Genomic DNA, 16,176 nt, shown 5'->3' on the forward strand with positions numbered 1-16,176 from the left:
GAAAGGCCTGGTGACGGTCGTGTTCGTCACTCCCGGCGCCCGCTCCACCCCCGACTTCGTCCGCCTTCTCCGCCCGGGGTGACCGCGCTACTCCCGGCGCCGGCTCTCCTGCTCGCTCTCCGCGTCCACCATCTGACGCAGCTCCAGCTCCTTCAGCAGGTCCTGGAGTTCGGAGCGGATCCAGTCGCGGGTGGCCACCTCGCCCAGGCCCAGCCGCAGCGCCGCCACCTCCCGGGTCAGGTACTCGGTGTCGGCGATGGCCCGCTCGTTCTGCTTGCGGTCCTGCTCGCGGGTGACCCGGTCCCGGTCGTCCTGCCGGTTCTGCGCCAGCAGGATCAGCGGCGCGGCGTAGGACGCCTGGAGCGAGAGCATCAGGGTCAGGAAGATGAACGGGTAGTTGTCGAAGCGCAGATGACCGGGCGCGGCGACGTTCCAGATGATCCACACCACGATGATCACCGTCATCCAGACGATGAACCGGCCGGTCCCCAGAAAGCGGGCGATCTTCTCCGACAGCCGTCCGAAGGCCTCCGGGTCGTACTCCGGCAGCAGACTGCGCCGGGGCGCGCGCGGCTGGTCCAGGCGCACCCGGGGGCGCCCGCCGCCCGTCCCGGGCCCCGGCGCCGCACTCAGCGCCCGCGCACGCTCCTTGACACCGTCCCGTTCCTCAGCGCCCATCGTCCGGCTCTCCCTCCCGGTCCGCTGCCGCGCCCGGCGGCCCGTGCATCTCCGCCTCCCGCCAGTCGTCGGGCAGCAGGTGGTCCAGTACGTCGTCGACGGTCACCGCGCCCAGCAGGGAGCCGCTCTCGTCCACGACCGGCGCCGCCACCATGTTGTACGTCGCCAGATAGCTGGTCACCTCGTTCAGCGGGGTGCCCGGCGGCAGCGGCGGCAGATCGGTGTCCGCGATGGAGCTGACCAGGGTGAACGGCGGATCGCGCAGCAGCCGCTGGAAGTGCACCAGCCCCAGGTACTTGCCGGTCGGCGTCTCGTCCGGCGGCCGGCACACGTACACCTGCGCCGCCAGCGACGGCGACAGGTCCGGGTCGCGCACCCGGGCCAGCGCGTCCGCGATCGTCGCGTCCGGCCGCAGCACGATCGGCTCGGTCGTCATCAGACCGCCCGCGGTGCGCTCCTCGTACGCCATCAGGCGCCGGACGTCCGCCGCGTCGTCCGGCCGCATCAGAGCGAGCAACCGTTCCTTCTCGTCCTCCGGCAGCTCGGAGAGCAGGTCGGCGGCGTCGTCCGGGTCCATCGCCTCCAGGACGTCGGCGGCCCGCTCCTCCTGGAGCTTGCCCATGATCTCGACGCGGTCGTCCTCCGGCAGCTCCTCCAGGACGTCCGCCAGCCGGTCGTCGTCCAGCGCGGCGGCGACCTCGCCGCGCCGCTTCGGCGTCAGATGGTGCAGCGCGCTGGCCAGGTCCGCCGGACGTAGCTGCTCGAAGGTGGCGAGCAGGTTCTCCGCGCCCTGCCCGTGCTCCTCCAGCGAGAACCCGGTCACCGCCGACCACTCCACCGTCAGGGTCTCTCCCTTGCGGCGCAGCGCCCCACCCTTCCCCTTCCGTACGAAGACCTTGTCGATCTCCCAGTCACGGCGGGCCGGCAGTTGGCTGATGCCGATGTCCAGGACGGTGGCCTCCTCGCCGGTCTCGACCAGGCTCACCCGGCGGTCCAGCAGCTCACCGAGGACCAGGGTCTCCGACGCGCGCTGCTCGAAGCGCCGCATGTTCACCACGCCGGTGGTGATGACCTGGCCGGACTCCACCCCCGTCACCCGGGTCATCGGCAGGAAGATCCGGCGGCGGCTGACGACCTCGACGACCAGGCCCAGCAGCCGGGGCGGCCGGCCGCGCACCCGCAACATCGCCACCAGGTCCCGGACCCGGCCGACCTGGTCGCCGTTGGGGTCGAAGACGGCGATGCCCGCGAGATGGGAGACGAACACCCGAGGGGTGACCACCGCCATGCCGAGTGCCTCCGCTTCCGTTCCGCTGCGCCGTAGCGGGCCGCCGCGCCACCGCGCGGCCGCGCCCCCTCTTCCCTGGCGTTACGTGTTGCCGCTTCTCCGCAGGTGAAGCCCCTCAGGCGGGCTTGATCCGAAATCAGGCTAACGTGCACCACCCGGTGCCGCCCCGACGGAAAGGGCCGTACGGTGTCCACCGCGCACTCCGCCGTACGACGTGCCCGGGCCCGGGTACGCTGCCGTACTGCCGTCGAGGTCATCCGTATCAGGAGGCAGAACCGTCGTGACCGCTTTCCCCTCGGCAGGCCCCGCCGGAGCCTGCTCCCGCCGACCGGCCGCATCCCGTCGCAGGCGCGGGGCGACGCTGACGGCGGCGGTGTGCGCGGTGCTCGCCGGGGCACTGGCGGGGTGCTCGACGGAGGACCCGGACGCCGGGACCAACGGGGTCGGCAAACTGCCCGCCGAAAAGATCCAGGCCAAGGCGCAGACGGCCGCCCGCGGCGCCAGAACGGTACGGCTCTTCGGCCACCTCGTCAGCCAGGGCCGCACCTACAAGCTGGACCTGCGGCTCGGCCCCGAGGGCGCCCGGGGTGAACTCGCCACCGACGCGGCCACCTTCCAGTTGCTGCGGGCCGACGGCGCGCTCTACCTCAAAGCGGACGCCGGGTTCTGGGCCCGCGAGAAGAACGCCAATCCGTCGAAGAACGACGAGACGGCCGTCGCCAAGCTCGTCGGCAAGTACGTGAAGGTGCCGGCCACGGACCCCGTCTACAAGCGCTTCAGCGGCTTCACGGACAAGGACGTCCTGCTCAGCAGCCTCCTCGGCCTGCAAGGCAAGCTCGTCACCGGTGACCGCAGCACCCTCGACGGCACCCGCACCATCCGCATCGCCGCCGGCCAGGGCGCGGGCGGCACCCTCGACGTCTCCCTGGAAGGCGAGCCCTACCCGCTCCGGCTGCGCCGCGCGGGCGACGCGGGCGAGGTGCGTCTCACCGACTGGGGAAAGCCGGTGGAGATCCAGGCACCGGCGGACAGCCAGGTCATCGACTACGGCAAGTCGATCACGCTGGGCGGCTGAACGCAGCGCACGTCGGCACCATGGTTTGGCTATATTGCGGCTATGGCGACGACGACGATTCAGGTTCTGCGAGAGACCCGTGATCACCTTGCCGAGCTGGCCAGAGAGCGCGGTGTGAGCATCGGGCAGCTCGTCGAAGCGCTTGCCGCGGAGCAGCCGACGGCAGCGCAGCGGGCCGAGCGGCTGGCCGCCGACCGGGAAGCCGTACGCCGCATGATGGGCGTGGCCATCAGCGACGAAGAGTTCGAGCAAGCCCCCGACGTGCTCGGCAACATCTACAAGATCGCTGCTGAGAAGGTCCGGGCGGCCAAGGGCGTCGCAACGTGATCATCCTGGACACCAGCGCCGTCATGGCGCTCGCCGGCGGCCACAAGACGCTGAACCTCCTGGCCGGCAATATGGCGGAGACCCCCGGCGAGCGTCTGAACATCCCCGCTCTGTGCCTCACTCAGGCCGAAGCCGGTGAAGAGAACCTCGCGCAGCGCGTCCTGGCCTTTTCCTCAGTGGTCGTCGACAGCCTCGACACGATGGCCGCTGTCAGCGTCGGCACCATGATTCGCGACGGCTACGGCGGCCCGGACACCTGCCACGCCCTCTACTGCGCACTGCCGCGCCCCGAGTTCACCGGCATGCCCATCCTGCTGACCGGCAACGAGGACGCCTACCCGCCCGGCGTGGTCACCGTCGACATCGACTCACCCGGCATGCTCGGCTTCCACTGACGGGCAGTCGGCCCAGGCCGGAGCAGCGGTGCGCCGGGCCGTCCAGGTGTGCCCCTCAGCGCCCGCGCCGCTTCCCCCGCAGCAGCTTGGGCAGCGCCGCCGGAACGGGCTCGCGGGTCGTGACCGGGGTGGGGAGCGGGCGCGCGGCCCGGGAGTCGTCGCCGAAGGCCGTGGTGGCCGACGTGTCCGCGACCGGTTCCAGGCGCAGGACGCGGCACTCGCGCGCCCAGCGGCGCGGCATGGTCTCCGCGTCCGGCGCGTTGAGCCGCTTGCCCTTGAGGTCTTCCACGGCGGCCTGCCACGCCTCGCTGTCCGGCTCCAGCTCGGTGACCCGGGCCTGCCAGCCGACCAGCCGGCCGCCCTTGTCCTTGCTGCGCAGGGTGACGGTCGCGGTGCCGCCGTCGGTCAGCCCGAGGTCGTGCAGCGGCTGCTCGTCGGCCGGGTCGGCCACTCCGTCCGTACGGCCGGAGCCCGCTCCGACGACGCACGCGGCGCCGTCGTGCCAGACGTGCCACAGGGCCCGCGCCGGGCCGGTGGCGCCCCGTACCCAGATGAGGCCGGACTTCTTCGTGGCCTCTTCGATGAGCGCGCGGTCCAGCAGCGCCTGCGACACGGTGTCCGTCATGGGATCAGCCTAATGGGCGGCGCGCGTGGTGCCCGGACCGCTCAGCCCTCTCACAGCCACCCGTTGCGCTTGAAGCCGCGGTGGATGCCGAAGCAGATGCCGACCGTGACGAGCAGGACGAGCGGGTAGCCGTACCTCCACTTCAGCTCGGGCATGTACTCGAAGTTCATGCCGTAGATTCCGGCGATCATCGTCGGTACGGCGAAGATCGCCGCCCAGGAGGTGATCTTGCGCATGTCCTCGTTCTGGGCCACCGTCGCCTGCGCCAGGTTGGCCTGGAGGATCGAGTTGAGCAGGTCGTCGAAGGAGAGCACCTGCTCGTTGACCCGGGCCAGGTGGTCGGCCACGTCCCGGAAGTACTTCTGGATGTCGCAGTCGACCAGCCGCATCGGCCGCTCGCTCAGTACCTGCATCGGCCGCAGCAGCGGCGACACGGCCCGCTTGAACTCCAGGACCTCGCGCTTGAGTTGGTAGATCCGTCCGGCGGCGTCGCCACCGCCCTTCGCCGCGCCCTTGCCGGCGCCCGCGTTCTTGCCGTCCGAGCCGGAGCTGAAGACGTCGATCTCCACCTCGTCGATGTCGTCCTGCATCGCGCCGGCCACCGCGATGTAGCCGTCCACGACCTGGTCGGCGATGGCGTGCAGCACCGCGGACGGGCCCTTGCCGAGCAGCTCGGGGTCGTCCTGGAGGCGGTGGCGCAGGGCGCGCAGCGAGCCCTGGCCGCCGTGCCGCACGGTCACGATGAAGTCCCGGCCGGTGAAGCACATCACCTCGCCGGTCTCGACCACCTCGCTGGTGGCGGTCAGCTCCGTGTGCTCGACGTAGTGGACCGTCTTGAAGACGGTGAACAGGGTGTCGTCGTACCGCTCCAGCTTGGGCCGCTGGTGGGCGTGGACCGCGTCCTCCACGGCCAGCGGGTGCAGCCCGAACTCCCGCGCGATCTCGGCGAATTCCGCCTCGGTGGGCTCGTGCAGCCCGATCCAGGTGAAGCCCCCGTCGCTGCGTACGCCCGCCATCGCCTGGGACGGCGTGACGTGGTCGCTGACGCGCCGGCCGTCACGGTAGACGCCGCAGTCCACGATGGCGCTGTTGGTGTGCGCCGCCTGGTGCGGGTCGGTCTCGTACTTGTACGGGGAGTCCTCACGCCGGCGGGAGGGGCGGACGGCGGCACGCAGGTCGCGGATCATCGACATGGGCAGGCTCCTTCACGGGCCGGCCGCCAGCCGCGGGCGCGCGGCGTAACGCTGCCCGGAACGAGGACGTACAAGACGGCGCTGGCCGTACGTCCGCAAAGCGGGCGGCGCTCCGTGCGCAGGTCTGACGGCAGTTCGCAGAAAACACGGAAACGAGAGTCGAAGGCGCTCTTCCGTCATCTGTTTCCGGCGCGAAGGCACTTAGCGGGTTTCACCGCGTGCGGCAGGGGTACGGAAGCCCCTGGATCAAGAAAGCCGCTGGGCGCGCTGGGGGATGACAGGAGAACTGTCGGTACTGCACGGTCGACTTGGATCCACCGCAGCCCCACCTCCTCCGGCCGGTCCCCGCTGGGGGACGAACGTCATTCCCTGACCAGACGGCAAGGCTATCAGCCGTCAGAACCGATCCGGCGCGCCTTTGCCCGTTCCATACGAACGGCCGCCACGGGCGGCGGGACGGGCCGCCGGGCGGCTGCGGCCGGGCCAGGACCCGGGCCTATGCTCGCGGCATGTCTGACGTTCTCGATCTGGTCGAAGCCCGCCTGCGCACGACCCTGGGCGAGCCGGACGCGCGCGCCGCCGTCACCTTCCTCGGCACCGACCGTGTCGAGGTCCTGCGCTTCACCGGCGGTGGCCCGGACGGCGATCTGGTGCGCTACGTCACGCTCGGCATGTCGGACCGGCCGATGACCGACCCCACGGCCGTGCTGGCCGACCCGCTGCGCGGCCCGCGCGCCGAACTGGTGCTGTCGGTCAAGGCGGGCCGCGCCGACGTCGACAAGGTGCTGCGGCCGCTCGCCGTGCTCGCCGCCTCCCCGCAGGTCGAAGGCGTGATCGTGGCGCCGGGGGCGTCGCTGGACGTGGGGGAGCCGCTGTGGCCGGGCGCCCCCTTCACCTCCGTACTGGTCGCGGAGCCCGGCGGTCTGGTGGAGGACCTGGAGCTGGACGAGCCGCTGGACCCGGTCCGCTTCCTCCCCCTGCTGCCGATGACGCCCAACGAGGCCGCCTGGAAGCGGGTGCACGGCGCCGAGGCGCTCCAGGAACGGTGGCTCAAGGGCGGGACGGACCTGCGCGATCCGCTGCGTACAGGGGTGGCGCTGGCATAGCGGTGCGGGTGGAGTCGATGTTCAGAGGGGGAGCCGCACCGGTGCGTACGGGAGTGGCGTCGGCCTGACGGCGTACGGGAGCGGCGTCGGCCTGACGGCGCGCCGTACCGCGGTGGTGCGGACCGTCAGTTGGCGAAGGCGGACACACCGTCCTCGGTGGCGTGCCGCGGCTCCAGCTCGTGCGCCCGTACGGTCAGCGCCCGGCGCCGTACGGCCACGATGCCCGCGCCGACGAGCGCCGCCAGGGCCGCGACCACGAACGGGATGTGGATGTCGGTCCACTCCTCGATCTTCGGCGCCAGGAACGGGGCGGCCGCGGCGGCGAACCAACGCACGAAGTTGTAGCCCGCGCTCGCCACCGGCCGCGGCGCGTCGGAGACGCCGAGCGCCAGCTCCGTGAAGACGGTGTTGTTCAGGCCGATGAAGGCGCCGGACAGGATCGTGCAGACGACGGCCGTGACGTGGTTGCCGTACCCGAGGACCAGGAGGTCGACGGCGAGCAGGACCAGTGAGCCGCCCAGGACCCTCAGCGACCCGAAGCGCTCCTGGAGGCGCGGCGCCACCAGCACGGAGAAGACGGCGAGCAGCACGCCCCAGGCGAAGAAGACCCCGCCGGACTTGTACGGGCTCATGTCCAGCACGAAGGGCGTGAAGGCCAGCACCGTGAAGAACGCGTAGTTGTAGAAGAACGCGGAGACGGCGGCGGAGGCCAGCCCGCCGTGGCCCAGGGCCTTGATCGGGTCCAGTACCGAGGTCTTGCGCGCCGGCCGGGGCTGTTCCTTGAGGAGGACCATGATGGCGAGGAAGCCGACGGCCATCAGGACGGCGGTGCCGAAGAAGGGGTAGCGCCACTTCATGTCGCCGAGGACCGCGCCGAGCAGCGGCCCGCACGCCATGCCGAGGCCGAGCGCCGACTCGTACAGCAGGATCGCCGCGGCGCTCCCGCCCGCCCGTCGCCCGCCACCGCCCCGGGCCGAATCGCTTCGCGATGCCCCTATGGGATTCGCCGCACCCACGATGACGGCGAGCGATGTGGAGACGAACAGCGCGTTGCCGAGGCCCCAGCCGGCCCGGAAGCCGACCAGTTCGCCGACCGACGAGGACGTGCCGGACAGGGCCGCGAAGACCACCACGAGCGCCAGCCCGGCGAGCAGCGTCTTACGGCCGCCGATCCGGCTGGAGACGAAGCCGGTGACCAGCATCGCGACCGCGGTGATCAGGAAGTAGGAGGTGAACAGCAGGGAGACCTGGCTGGTGGAGGCGTGCAGGCCCTTGGCTATGGAGGGCAGGATCGGGTCGACGAGGCCGATGCCCATGAAGGCGACGACCGAGGCGCCCGCCGTGGCCCAGACGGCCATCGGCTGGCGCAGGATGCCGGTGCCGCCCTCGTCGAACGGATCGTCTCCGCCGCCGCCGTGGCCGCTCTTGCCGTGTGCCGACATGCCGTTGTCCCCTTTCTGCTCGGGTGGCGCGAGCCCCCGGTCCCCGGGGGCGTCCGGCGTGCCCACCGGAACGTTGCTGTCTACACACAATAAGTTAGCCGACCTAAAGAATGCAAGCTGCAACTAAATTGGTCCGAGGGCTGGCCCACCGGCCCGGGACGCCGGATGGGTGATCGTCCTTGACGCGGCGCCCGGCCGGGAGGACCGTGGGGCTCTATGAGGGGCGAACCCAGTTGCCCGAAGTGCGGTGGCCGGGTGCGGGCGCCCGGTCTCTTTGCCGACTCCTGGCAGTGCGGCGTGCACGGCACCGTGCACCCTCTGCAACCGGTCGTCCCGCCCAGCGTCGAAGCGCTGGCCGTGGTCGTACGCCGGGCCCGGGTGCCGGTGTGGATGCCGTGGCCGCTGCCCGTCGGCTGGCTGTTCACGGGCGTGTCCTGCGCGGGCGACGACCGCAGCGGCGGGCGCGCCACCGCGGTGGCCTGCTCGGGGCCGGGACCGCTGGGCGGGCCCGGTGAGCTGCTGCTGATCGCGGAGGAGCTGGGCGTCGGCCTGGGCGCGCGGTACGCGGGCATCGACGGCCCCGACCCCGGCCCGCACATGTGCGTGAACAAGCCGCCGCACGTGAAGGTGCTGGCGGCCGGGCGGCCGACCCCGCTGTGGCACGTCGAAGGGGCGCCCGAGGACCGGGCGGTCTTCGCCGGGGAGGCGCGCGGGCTGTGGCTGTGGGCGGTGGTCTGGCCCGCCGAGTCGGGGCTGCTGCTCTACGACGAACTGGTCCTCACCGACCTGCGGGACGCCGGCGCCGAGGTCGATCTGCTGCCGTGCGGGGCGCTGTCGCCGCGGTTGCTCACGTGAGGAGGGCGGCCACCGGTTCCCTGGGCTTCTGCGGGGCCGGTGGCCGGCCCGCGCGGGCGTGTGTTCGAGGGTCCGGCGGGCGGCCGGTATCCTTCTGAGGTCCCCTGGCCGGCCCCGCAGCAGTCTGGAGTTCAGCGTCGTGCGCATCGATCTGCACACCCACTCCACTGCTTCCGACGGTACGGACACCCCCGCCGAGCTGGTGCGCAACGCCGCCGCTGCCGGGCTGGACGTCGTCGCGCTGACCGACCACGACTCCGTGGGCGGCCACGCCGAGGCCCGGGCCGCGCTGCCCGAGGGGCTCACCCTGGTCACCGGCGCCGAGCTGTCCTGCCGGGTCGGCGGGGTGAGCATGCACATGCTGGCGTACCTTTTCGACCCCGAGGAGCCCGAGCTGGCCCGGGAGCGCGAACTGGTCCGTGACGACCGGGTGCCGCGGGCCCGCGGCATGGTGGCCAAGCTGCGCGAACTGGGCGTCCCGATCACCTGGGAACAGGTGGCGCGGATCGCCGGCGACGGCGCCGTGGGGCGGCCGCACGTGGCCGCCGCGATGGTGGAACTGGGCGTCGTCGAGACCGTCTCCGACGCCTTCACGCCGCAGTGGCTCGCCAATGACGGCCGGGCCTACGTCGACAAGCACGAGCTGGACCCGTTCGACGCCATCCGCCTGGTCAAGGCCGCGGGCGGGGTGACGGTCTTCGCCCACCCGCTGGCGGTCAAGCGCGGCCGTACCGTCCCCGAGGACGTCATCGCCGAGCTGGCGGCGGCGGGGCTGGACGGCGTCGAGGTGGATCACATGGACCACGACGACGCCGCGCGGTCCCGGCTGCGCGGACTCGCCGCCGACCTCGGCCTGCTGACCACCGGCTCCAGCGACTACCACGGCAGCCGCAAGACCGTCGCGCTCGGCGAGTACACCACCGACCCCGAGATATACGGCGAGATCGTGCGCCGTGCCTTCGGCGCCTTCCCCGTTCCCGGCGCGGGCGGCTGACCGTACCGCGCTCCGGCCGGCGGGCAGGTCCCCGTCCCGGCCGGACGGGCACGTTCGTGCTCCGGGCCGGCGGGTGTTCGCCCCGCCGTGCCTGTCCGGGCCACTGCCGCCCGCTCACGCGCCCGCGCGCGTGAGGCTGCGCGCGCTCCCCTCTCTCGCACCACGCTTCCGCCTTTTCCCTCCCGTACCGCCGCTCTCTCCTACCGCTGTTCTCTCGTCACACCGCTCTCTCGTACCACCTCTCGCAAGGCCATCACTGTGTTCGACTTCGCTGTCTTCAGTACGCTCTTCGTCACCCTGTTCGTGATCATGGATCCACCGGGAATCATCCCGATCTTCCTCGCCCTCAGCTCCGGCCGCCCCGCCAAGGTCCAGCGGAAGATGGCCTGGCAGGCGGCCACCGTCGCGTTCTGCGTCATCGCCGTCTTCGGTCTCTTCGGCGAGCAGATCCTCGGCCGGCTGCACATCACCCCGCCCGCGCTGATGATCGCGGGCGGGCTGCTGCTCCTGCTCGTCGCGCTCAGCCTGCTGACCGGCAAGTCGGAGCAGCCCACGCAGACCAAGGACGTCAATGTGGCGCTGGTGCCCCTGGGGATGCCGCTGCTGGCGGGGCCGGGGGCCATCGTCTCGGTGATCCTCGCGGTGCAGCACGCGGACGGGATCAGCGGGGAACTGTCGGTGTGGGCGGCGATCGCCGCCATCCATGTGGTGCTCTACCTCGTGATGCGCTTCTCGCTGGTCATCATCCGGGTGATCAAGGACGGCGGGGTCGTGCTGGTGACCCGGCTGGCCGGCATGATGCTCTCCGCGCTCGCGGTGCAGCAGATCATCAACGGCGTCATGCAGGTCGTACGCGGCGGCTGAGCCGTCGGCGCGCCGGGGCGCCGGGCCGGTCGAGCCGTCGACGGTTCCGGGCGCCCGACGCGCCCGGCCGGGTCCGGACGCGCGAAGCGCCCCGCGCGAAAGGTTTCGTGCGGGGCGCTCCGTGCGCCGGACATGTGCGCGTCACGCGCTCATGAGTGACGCGGTTCGGGCGTCATCGGGCGGCGGTATCGGCTGGGCGGATGTAGATGCGCTGGCCGACTGCGGCGGCCTGCTGCACGATCCGGTTGACGGAGGCGGCGTCCACGACGGTGCTGTCCACGGCGTTGCCGTCGACATCGTCCAGGCGCATGATCTCGAAGCGCATAACGGCTTCTCCCTTCGTCTGATCCTCCTGCGGAGAACTTTGCTGTTGTACGGGGTGGCCGCGGGGCGACGGTGCCCTGCGTTCCCAGTGGGTACAACGACATGCTGCCTGCAATCATTCCCTACGCTAAAGAAAATTTTCGGTCGTCTAAGTACTGGTGGGTAGAGAGAGCGGTTGTGCGCGCTGAGTGACCGGCCGGACAATGGGCCCGTATGAACGACGACGCCCGGCCCACCGGCCCCACACCCGACCTCACCGCGGTACTCGCGGGGATCGAGCGCACCAACGAGCTGCTCACGCGGGTGCTCGCCGAGGTCGCCACCACCCCGTCCACCCATGCGGCCTTCGTCGACGCGGGTTATGTGTACGCGGCCGCCGGGCGGCTGGTCGCCGGCACCGAGGACCGCAGGGCCTTCGAGCTGGACGCGGAGGGCCTCATCGAGGCATTCATCGACAAGGCCCGCACGATCTTCCCGGACAGCCGGCTGCTCCGCGTGTACTGGTACGACGGCGCCCGGCGCCGCATCCACACCACGGAGCAGCAGCGCGTCGCCGAGCTCCCGGACGTCAAGGTGCGGCTCGGCAACCTGAACGCCAACAACCAGCAGAAGGGCGTCGACTCGCTGATCCGCTCCGACCTGGAGTCGCTGGCCCGGCACCGCGCGATCAGTGACGCGGTCCTGATCGGCGGCGACGAGGACCTGGTCTCGGCGGTGGAGGCCGCGCAGGGCTACGGCGCCCGGGTCCACCTGTGGGGCATCGAGGCGGTCGGCGGGCGCAACCAGGCCGAGCCGCTGCTGTGGGAGGTCGACAGCCAGCGCACCTTCGACCTGGAGTTCTGCAAGCCGTACGTGACCCGGCGGGCCGTCGTCCACGACCACGGCGACGCGGCGGCCGACGGCACCGGCACCGGCACCGGCGGCACACCGCCCACCCGCGACGAGGTCCGCTTCGTCGGCGCGCGGGTCGCCGCGCGATGGCTGGGCGAACGCGGCGTCCCCTGGGTCACCGAGCTGCTGCCCGGACACCCGTACCTGCCGGGCGCGGTCGACCAGGAGCTGCTGACGGCCGCCGAGGCGCTGCTGCACCACTCGCTGCGCGGGCACGCGGACCTGCGGCGGGCGCTGCGGGACGGCTTCTGGGAGCACGTACAGGCACAGTGTTGACGGGGGCCGGGCGGCCTGGTGGGCGGGCGCCCGGCGTCGGCTCCGGCGCCCGATGCGCGGGAGGGCCGAGAGCCGTACGTACGGGCGCGTCGACGGCTGCGCAGGGGTACGGAGGCGACGCGCGCCGGGGCGCGCGCCCCGCTCAGTGGGTGCCGTGCCAGAACTCCGCGAGCGCCGCCGCCGTCTCGGCCGGACGTTCCGCGTTGGGGGAGTGCTCCGCGCCCTCGACGACCGTACGCCGGGCTCCCAGCCGTCCGGCCATCACGTCCATCTCCGGCACCGGCCACGCGTAGTCGACGGTGCCCGACACGACGTGCTTGGGCAGCGGTACGGCGGCCAGCTCCGCCACCCGGTCCGGCTCCGACACCATCTGCCGCCCGGTGGCGACCAACTGCTGCGGGGCGGTGTTCATCCAGCGCCGGTGGAGGAAGGCGCCGATCTCCGGCGGGGTGGTCGCGTCCTCGGCCTCCGGCGGATCCAGCCGGCGCATGGCCAGCCACACCGCCTGCATGTCCAGCGTCCCGAGGGCGTCGATGAGCATCCGTACGCGGGCCTGCTGGGAGGCGGCGATGGCGGCCGGGCCCGAGCTCATGACGGTCAGGGAACGGAACGGCGCGGGGTCGTGCAGGACGGCGGCCCGGGTGAGGAGGCCACCGAGGGAGTGCCCGAGGAGATGCACCGGGCCGTCGCCCAGGGCGCGCGCCTGCGCGGCCACGTCCTGCGCCAACTCGTGCTGCGCGTAAGCCGATTCGTCGTGCGGACCGGGTGACTCGTGCTGGCCGCGGCCGTCCACGGCCACCACCCGGAACCCCGCGGCGGCCAGCGGCTCCAAGAGGCCGATGAAGTCCTCCTTGCTGCCGGTGAACCCCGGTACGAGCAGCGCGGTCCCGTCGGGCGTCCCGTCGGGCCGGGCGTCGTGGACGGCGAACTCGCCGCGCGCGGTGACGAGTCGGCGCGCGCGGGCGCACGAGGGCAAGGTGAGGGTGGGCGGCCTGCTCATGGGACGAGGCTATCCGGGGCTCGGGAAGCCGCCGCGCGCGGGCGCACACGCCGACGGCCCGGCCCCCGCGTGCGCGGGAACCGGGCCGTCGTACGGTCGGATCAGCCCTCGGCCGGGGCCTCGGCCGTGGCCTTCTTCGCGGCCGTCTTGCGGGTGCGGCGCGGCTTGGCGGGAGCCTCGCCCGCGGCGGCACCGGCGTCGGCGGCGGGGGCCGCCTCGGCCTTCGCGGCGGCCGTCTTGCGGGTACGGCGCGGCTTGGCCGGCGCGTCGTCCTCCGCAGCGGTACCGGCGTCGGCCGCAGGGGCCTCCGCCGTGACCTTCTTCGCGGCCGTCTTACGGGTACGGCGCGGCGTGGCGGCCGCCTCGTCCGCGACGGTCTCCGTGCCTTCCGTAGCGTCCACCGCGGCCTCCGCCTTCTTGGCGGCGGCGGTCTTGCGGGTGCGGCGCGGCGTGGCCGGGGCCTCGTCGGCCGCGGGCTCGGCGCCTTCGGCCGTGTCGACCGCTGCTTCGGCCTTCTTGGCGGCGGCGGTCTTGCGGGTGCGGCGGGGCTTGGCGGGCGCCTCGTCCGCGGCCGGCTCGGCGCTCTCCACCGCCGCCTCGGCGACCTTGGCGGTCGCCGTCTTACGCGTACGGCGGGGCTTGGCCGGGGCCTCGTCCGCCGCCGTCTCCGTGCCTTCGGCCGTGTCGACCGCGGCCTTCGCCTCGGTCTTCTTGGCGGCGGCCGTCTTGCGCGTACGGCGGGGCTTGGCGGGCGCCTCGTCCGCGACGACCTCGGCACCCTCCGCCGTCTCCACGGCGGCCTCCGCCTTCTTGGCGGTGGCGGTCTTGCGGGTGCGGCGCGGCGTGGCCGGAGCCTCGTCCGTCACCGTCTCGGCGGCCTCGGCCGTGTCGACCGCGGCCTCGGCTTCGGTCTTCTTGGCGGCGGTCTTGCGGGTACGGCGCGGCTTGGCCGGAGCCTCGTCCGCGACCGGCTCGGCCACGGGGGCCGACTCCGTGCTCTCCACCGTCTCCACGACGGCCTCCGCCGCGGGCTTGGCGCTGCGCGTCCGGCGGCGCGGCTTGGTGGCGGGCGCCTCGTCCGCGGCCGGCTCGGCGACGGCCGGTGCTTCCGCGACGACCGGCGCCTCGGCGGTGGCCTGCGCCGGAACCGTGACGGTCCCGGTGGGGTTCTCGACCGTGTCCACGGCGGTGGCTGCCGCCGTCCGGGCCGTCTCCGCCTTGGCGGCGGAGTTCGCGCCACCCCGCGTACGGCGGCGTCGCGGCTTCGACGGCGCCGCGGTGTCGTCGGCGGCCTGCGCCGCCTCGGACGCGATGCTCTCGGCGGCCGGCGCCGCCTGGTCACGGGCCGGCGACACGGCGGCCGACGCGTGGCCGGAGCCGCCGCGCGTACGGCGACGGCGACGCGGCTGGCGCGGCCCGTCCGTCGCGGCGGCGCCGCCCTCGGACGTACCGGAAGGTCCGGACGTACCGGACGCCTCGGGGGCGCCCGCGCCATCCACCAGCGCGCCGCCTCGCGTGCGCCGGCGCTGACGCGGCGTACGGCTGCGGCTCGGGCGCTCCTCCTCGACGGCGGGCGCGCCCCGGCGCGGACCGCGGCCGCGGCCGCCCGTCTCGCCCAGGTCCTCGACGTCCTCCGCCGCCAGCCCGGCCCGCGTACGTGCCGTACGCGGCAGGACACCGGTCGTGCCCTGGGGGATCTCCAGCAGCTCGTAGAGGTGCGCGGAGGTGGAGTACGTCTCCTCCGGCTCGTCGAACGGCAGGTCCAGCGCCTTGTTGATCAGCTTCCAGCGCGGGATGTCGTCCCAGTCGACCAGCGTGATCGCGATGCCCTTGGCGCCCGCGCGGCCGGTCCGGCCGATCCGGTGCAGGTAGGTCTTCTCGTCCTCGGGGGACTGATAGTTGATGACGTGTGTCACGCCCCCGACGTCGATGCCGCGGGCGGCGACGTCGGTGCAGACCAGCACGTCGACCTTGCCGTTGCGGAACGCGCGCAGCGCCTGCTCGCGGGCGCCCTGGCCGAGGTCGCCGTGGACCGCGCCGGAGGCGAAGCCGCGGCGCGCGAGCTGGTCGGCGATGTCGGCCGCGGTCCGCTTCGTACGGCAGAAGACCATCGCGAGGCCGCGGCCGTTCGCCTGGAGGATGCGGGCGACCATCTCCGGCTTGTCCATCGAGTGGGCGCGGAAGACGTGCTGCGTGGTGTTGGCGACGGTCTGGCCCTCGTCGTCCGGCGCGGCGGCGCGGATGTGCGTGGGCTGCGACATGTAGCGGCGGGCCAGGCCGATGACCGCGCCCGGCATGGTCGCCGAGAACAGCATGGTCTGGCGGCGGACCGGCAGCATGTTGATGATCCGCTCGACGTCGGGCAGGAAGCCGAGGTCCAGCATCTCGTCGGCCTCGTCCAGGACGAGAGCCTTGACGTTCGAAAGGTTCAGCTTCTTCTGGCCGGCCAGGTCCAGCAGGCGGCCCGGGGTGCCGACGACCACGTCGACGCCCTTCTTCAGGGCCTCGACCTGCGGCTCGTACGCCCGGCCGCCGTAGATCGACAGCACCCGTACGTTACGGACCTTGCCGGCGGTCAGGAGGTCGTTGGTGACCTGCTGGCACAGCTCGCGGGTGGGAACCACCACGAGGGCCTGCGGGGCCTCCGTGAGCTGCTCGGGCTTGGCCCGGCCCGCCTCGACGTCCGCGGGGACGGTGACGCGCTCCAGCAGGGGGAGGCCGAATCCCAGGGTCTTGCCGGTGCCGGTCTTGGCCTGGCCGATGACGTCGGAGCCCGCCAGGGCCACCGGGAGCGTCATCTCCTGGATGGGGAAGGGGGACGTGATGCCGACGGCTTCAAGGGC

The 16,176-nt window shown here is 72.7% G+C and carries 16 protein-coding genes; 8 read left to right on the forward strand and 8 right to left on the reverse strand.

What is annotated here, in order from left to right; all coding sequences use genetic code 11:
• Positions 1-87: 87 nt before the first annotated feature.
• Together ACZ4QV_RS00980 and ACZ4QV_RS00985 are read right to left on the reverse strand one after the other, a co-directional pair.
• Positions 88-678 (reverse strand): DUF1003 domain-containing protein, encoded by a 591-nt coding sequence (locus ACZ4QV_RS00980; protein ID WP_361586456.1) that lies wholly within the window; start codon positions 676-678, stop codon positions 88-90.
• Entirely contained in the window at positions 668-1,966 is a 1,299-nt protein-coding gene (locus tag ACZ4QV_RS00985) for a magnesium transporter MgtE N-terminal domain-containing protein (protein WP_361146985.1), read from the reverse strand. The genes ACZ4QV_RS00980 and ACZ4QV_RS00985 overlap by 11 nt, the downstream gene beginning before the upstream one ends.
• 280 nt (positions 1,967-2,246) lie before the next feature.
• Between ACZ4QV_RS00985 and ACZ4QV_RS00990 the strand changes: the two genes are divergently transcribed.
• Genes ACZ4QV_RS00990 through ACZ4QV_RS01000 form a run of 3 tightly spaced genes read left to right on the forward strand, consistent with a single transcriptional unit; the run spans position 2,247 to position 3,763 of the window.
• The gene (locus ACZ4QV_RS00990) at positions 2,247-3,041 is read left to right on the forward strand and encodes a hypothetical protein (protein ID WP_467762449.1); all 795 of its coding nucleotides are present in this window, start codon (positions 2,247-2,249) and stop codon (positions 3,039-3,041) included.
• A 42-nt stretch (positions 3,042-3,083) separates the two neighbouring features.
• Positions 3,084-3,368, forward strand: coding sequence for a hypothetical protein (locus ACZ4QV_RS00995; RefSeq protein WP_361146982.1), 285 nt, complete (start codon positions 3,084-3,086; stop codon positions 3,366-3,368).
• Complete coding sequence (locus ACZ4QV_RS01000) at positions 3,365-3,763, forward strand: hypothetical protein (RefSeq protein ID WP_361146979.1); 399 nt, start codon at positions 3,365-3,367, stop codon at positions 3,761-3,763. The genes ACZ4QV_RS00995 and ACZ4QV_RS01000 overlap by 4 nt, the downstream gene beginning before the upstream one ends.
• Before the next feature lie 55 nt (positions 3,764-3,818).
• Here ACZ4QV_RS01000 and ACZ4QV_RS01005 read toward each other — a convergent pair whose 3' ends face one another.
• Complete coding sequence (locus ACZ4QV_RS01005; protein WP_361146976.1) at positions 3,819-4,388, reverse strand: hypothetical protein; 570 nt, start codon at positions 4,386-4,388, stop codon at positions 3,819-3,821.
• A 50-nt stretch (positions 4,389-4,438) separates the two neighbouring features.
• A complete protein-coding gene (locus ACZ4QV_RS01010) occupies positions 4,439-5,581 on the reverse strand; it encodes a magnesium and cobalt transport protein CorA (protein WP_361146973.1) in 1,143 nt (380 codons plus the stop codon).
• A 509-nt stretch (positions 5,582-6,090) separates the two neighbouring features.
• Between ACZ4QV_RS01010 and ACZ4QV_RS01015 the strand changes: the two genes are divergently transcribed.
• Positions 6,091-6,687 (forward strand): suppressor of fused domain protein, encoded by a 597-nt coding sequence (locus ACZ4QV_RS01015; protein WP_361146970.1) that lies wholly within the window; start codon positions 6,091-6,093, stop codon positions 6,685-6,687.
• Between the two features lie 125 nt (positions 6,688-6,812).
• On the opposite strand, the gene ACZ4QV_RS01020 is transcribed toward ACZ4QV_RS01015, so the two are convergent.
• Positions 6,813-8,129, reverse strand: coding sequence for an MFS transporter (locus ACZ4QV_RS01020; protein WP_467762450.1), 1,317 nt, complete (start codon positions 8,127-8,129; stop codon positions 6,813-6,815).
• 216 nt (positions 8,130-8,345) lie between these two features.
• Between ACZ4QV_RS01020 and ACZ4QV_RS01025 the strand changes: the two genes are divergently transcribed.
• From ACZ4QV_RS01025 to ACZ4QV_RS01035, 3 genes are all read left to right on the forward strand, one after another.
• Positions 8,346-8,984 carry a DUF6758 family protein gene (locus tag ACZ4QV_RS01025; RefSeq protein WP_030020315.1) on the forward strand — a complete coding sequence of 213 codons (639 nt, stop codon included), beginning with the start codon at positions 8,346-8,348 and terminating at the stop codon, positions 8,982-8,984.
• A 139-nt stretch (positions 8,985-9,123) separates the two neighbouring features.
• A complete protein-coding gene (locus ACZ4QV_RS01030; protein WP_361639256.1) occupies positions 9,124-9,978 on the forward strand; it encodes a PHP domain-containing protein in 855 nt (284 codons plus the stop codon).
• Between the two features lie 258 nt (positions 9,979-10,236).
• On the forward strand, positions 10,237-10,842 hold the full coding sequence (locus tag ACZ4QV_RS01035) for a MarC family protein (RefSeq protein WP_073758457.1): 606 nt from the start codon (positions 10,237-10,239) through the stop codon (positions 10,840-10,842).
• Between the two features lie 172 nt (positions 10,843-11,014).
• Here the strand turns inward: ACZ4QV_RS01035 and ACZ4QV_RS01040 are convergent, their stop codons facing one another.
• Positions 11,015-11,167: a hypothetical protein gene (locus ACZ4QV_RS01040; RefSeq protein ID WP_361146961.1), complete on the reverse strand. Its 153-nt coding sequence runs from the start codon at positions 11,165-11,167 to the stop codon at positions 11,015-11,017.
• A 212-nt stretch (positions 11,168-11,379) separates the two neighbouring features.
• Between ACZ4QV_RS01040 and ACZ4QV_RS01045 the strand changes: the two genes are divergently transcribed.
• Positions 11,380-12,333 carry an NYN domain-containing protein gene (locus tag ACZ4QV_RS01045; RefSeq protein ID WP_361146958.1) on the forward strand — a complete coding sequence of 318 codons (954 nt, stop codon included), beginning with the start codon at positions 11,380-11,382 and terminating at the stop codon, positions 12,331-12,333.
• Between the two features lie 142 nt (positions 12,334-12,475).
• Here the strand turns inward: ACZ4QV_RS01045 and ACZ4QV_RS01050 are convergent, their stop codons facing one another.
• Both ACZ4QV_RS01050 and ACZ4QV_RS01055 read right to left on the reverse strand, forming a co-directional pair.
• Entirely contained in the window at positions 12,476-13,333 is an 858-nt protein-coding gene (locus tag ACZ4QV_RS01050) for an alpha/beta fold hydrolase (RefSeq protein WP_467762451.1), read from the reverse strand.
• 101 nt (positions 13,334-13,434) lie between these two features.
• Positions 13,435-16,131, reverse strand: a complete 2,697-nt coding sequence (locus tag ACZ4QV_RS01055; protein WP_467762452.1) for a DEAD/DEAH box helicase — start codon at positions 16,129-16,131, stop codon at positions 13,435-13,437.
• Positions 16,132-16,176 lie beyond the last annotated feature (45 nt).

It is taken from the genome of Streptomyces sp. NPDC026394, assembly GCF_055567735.1.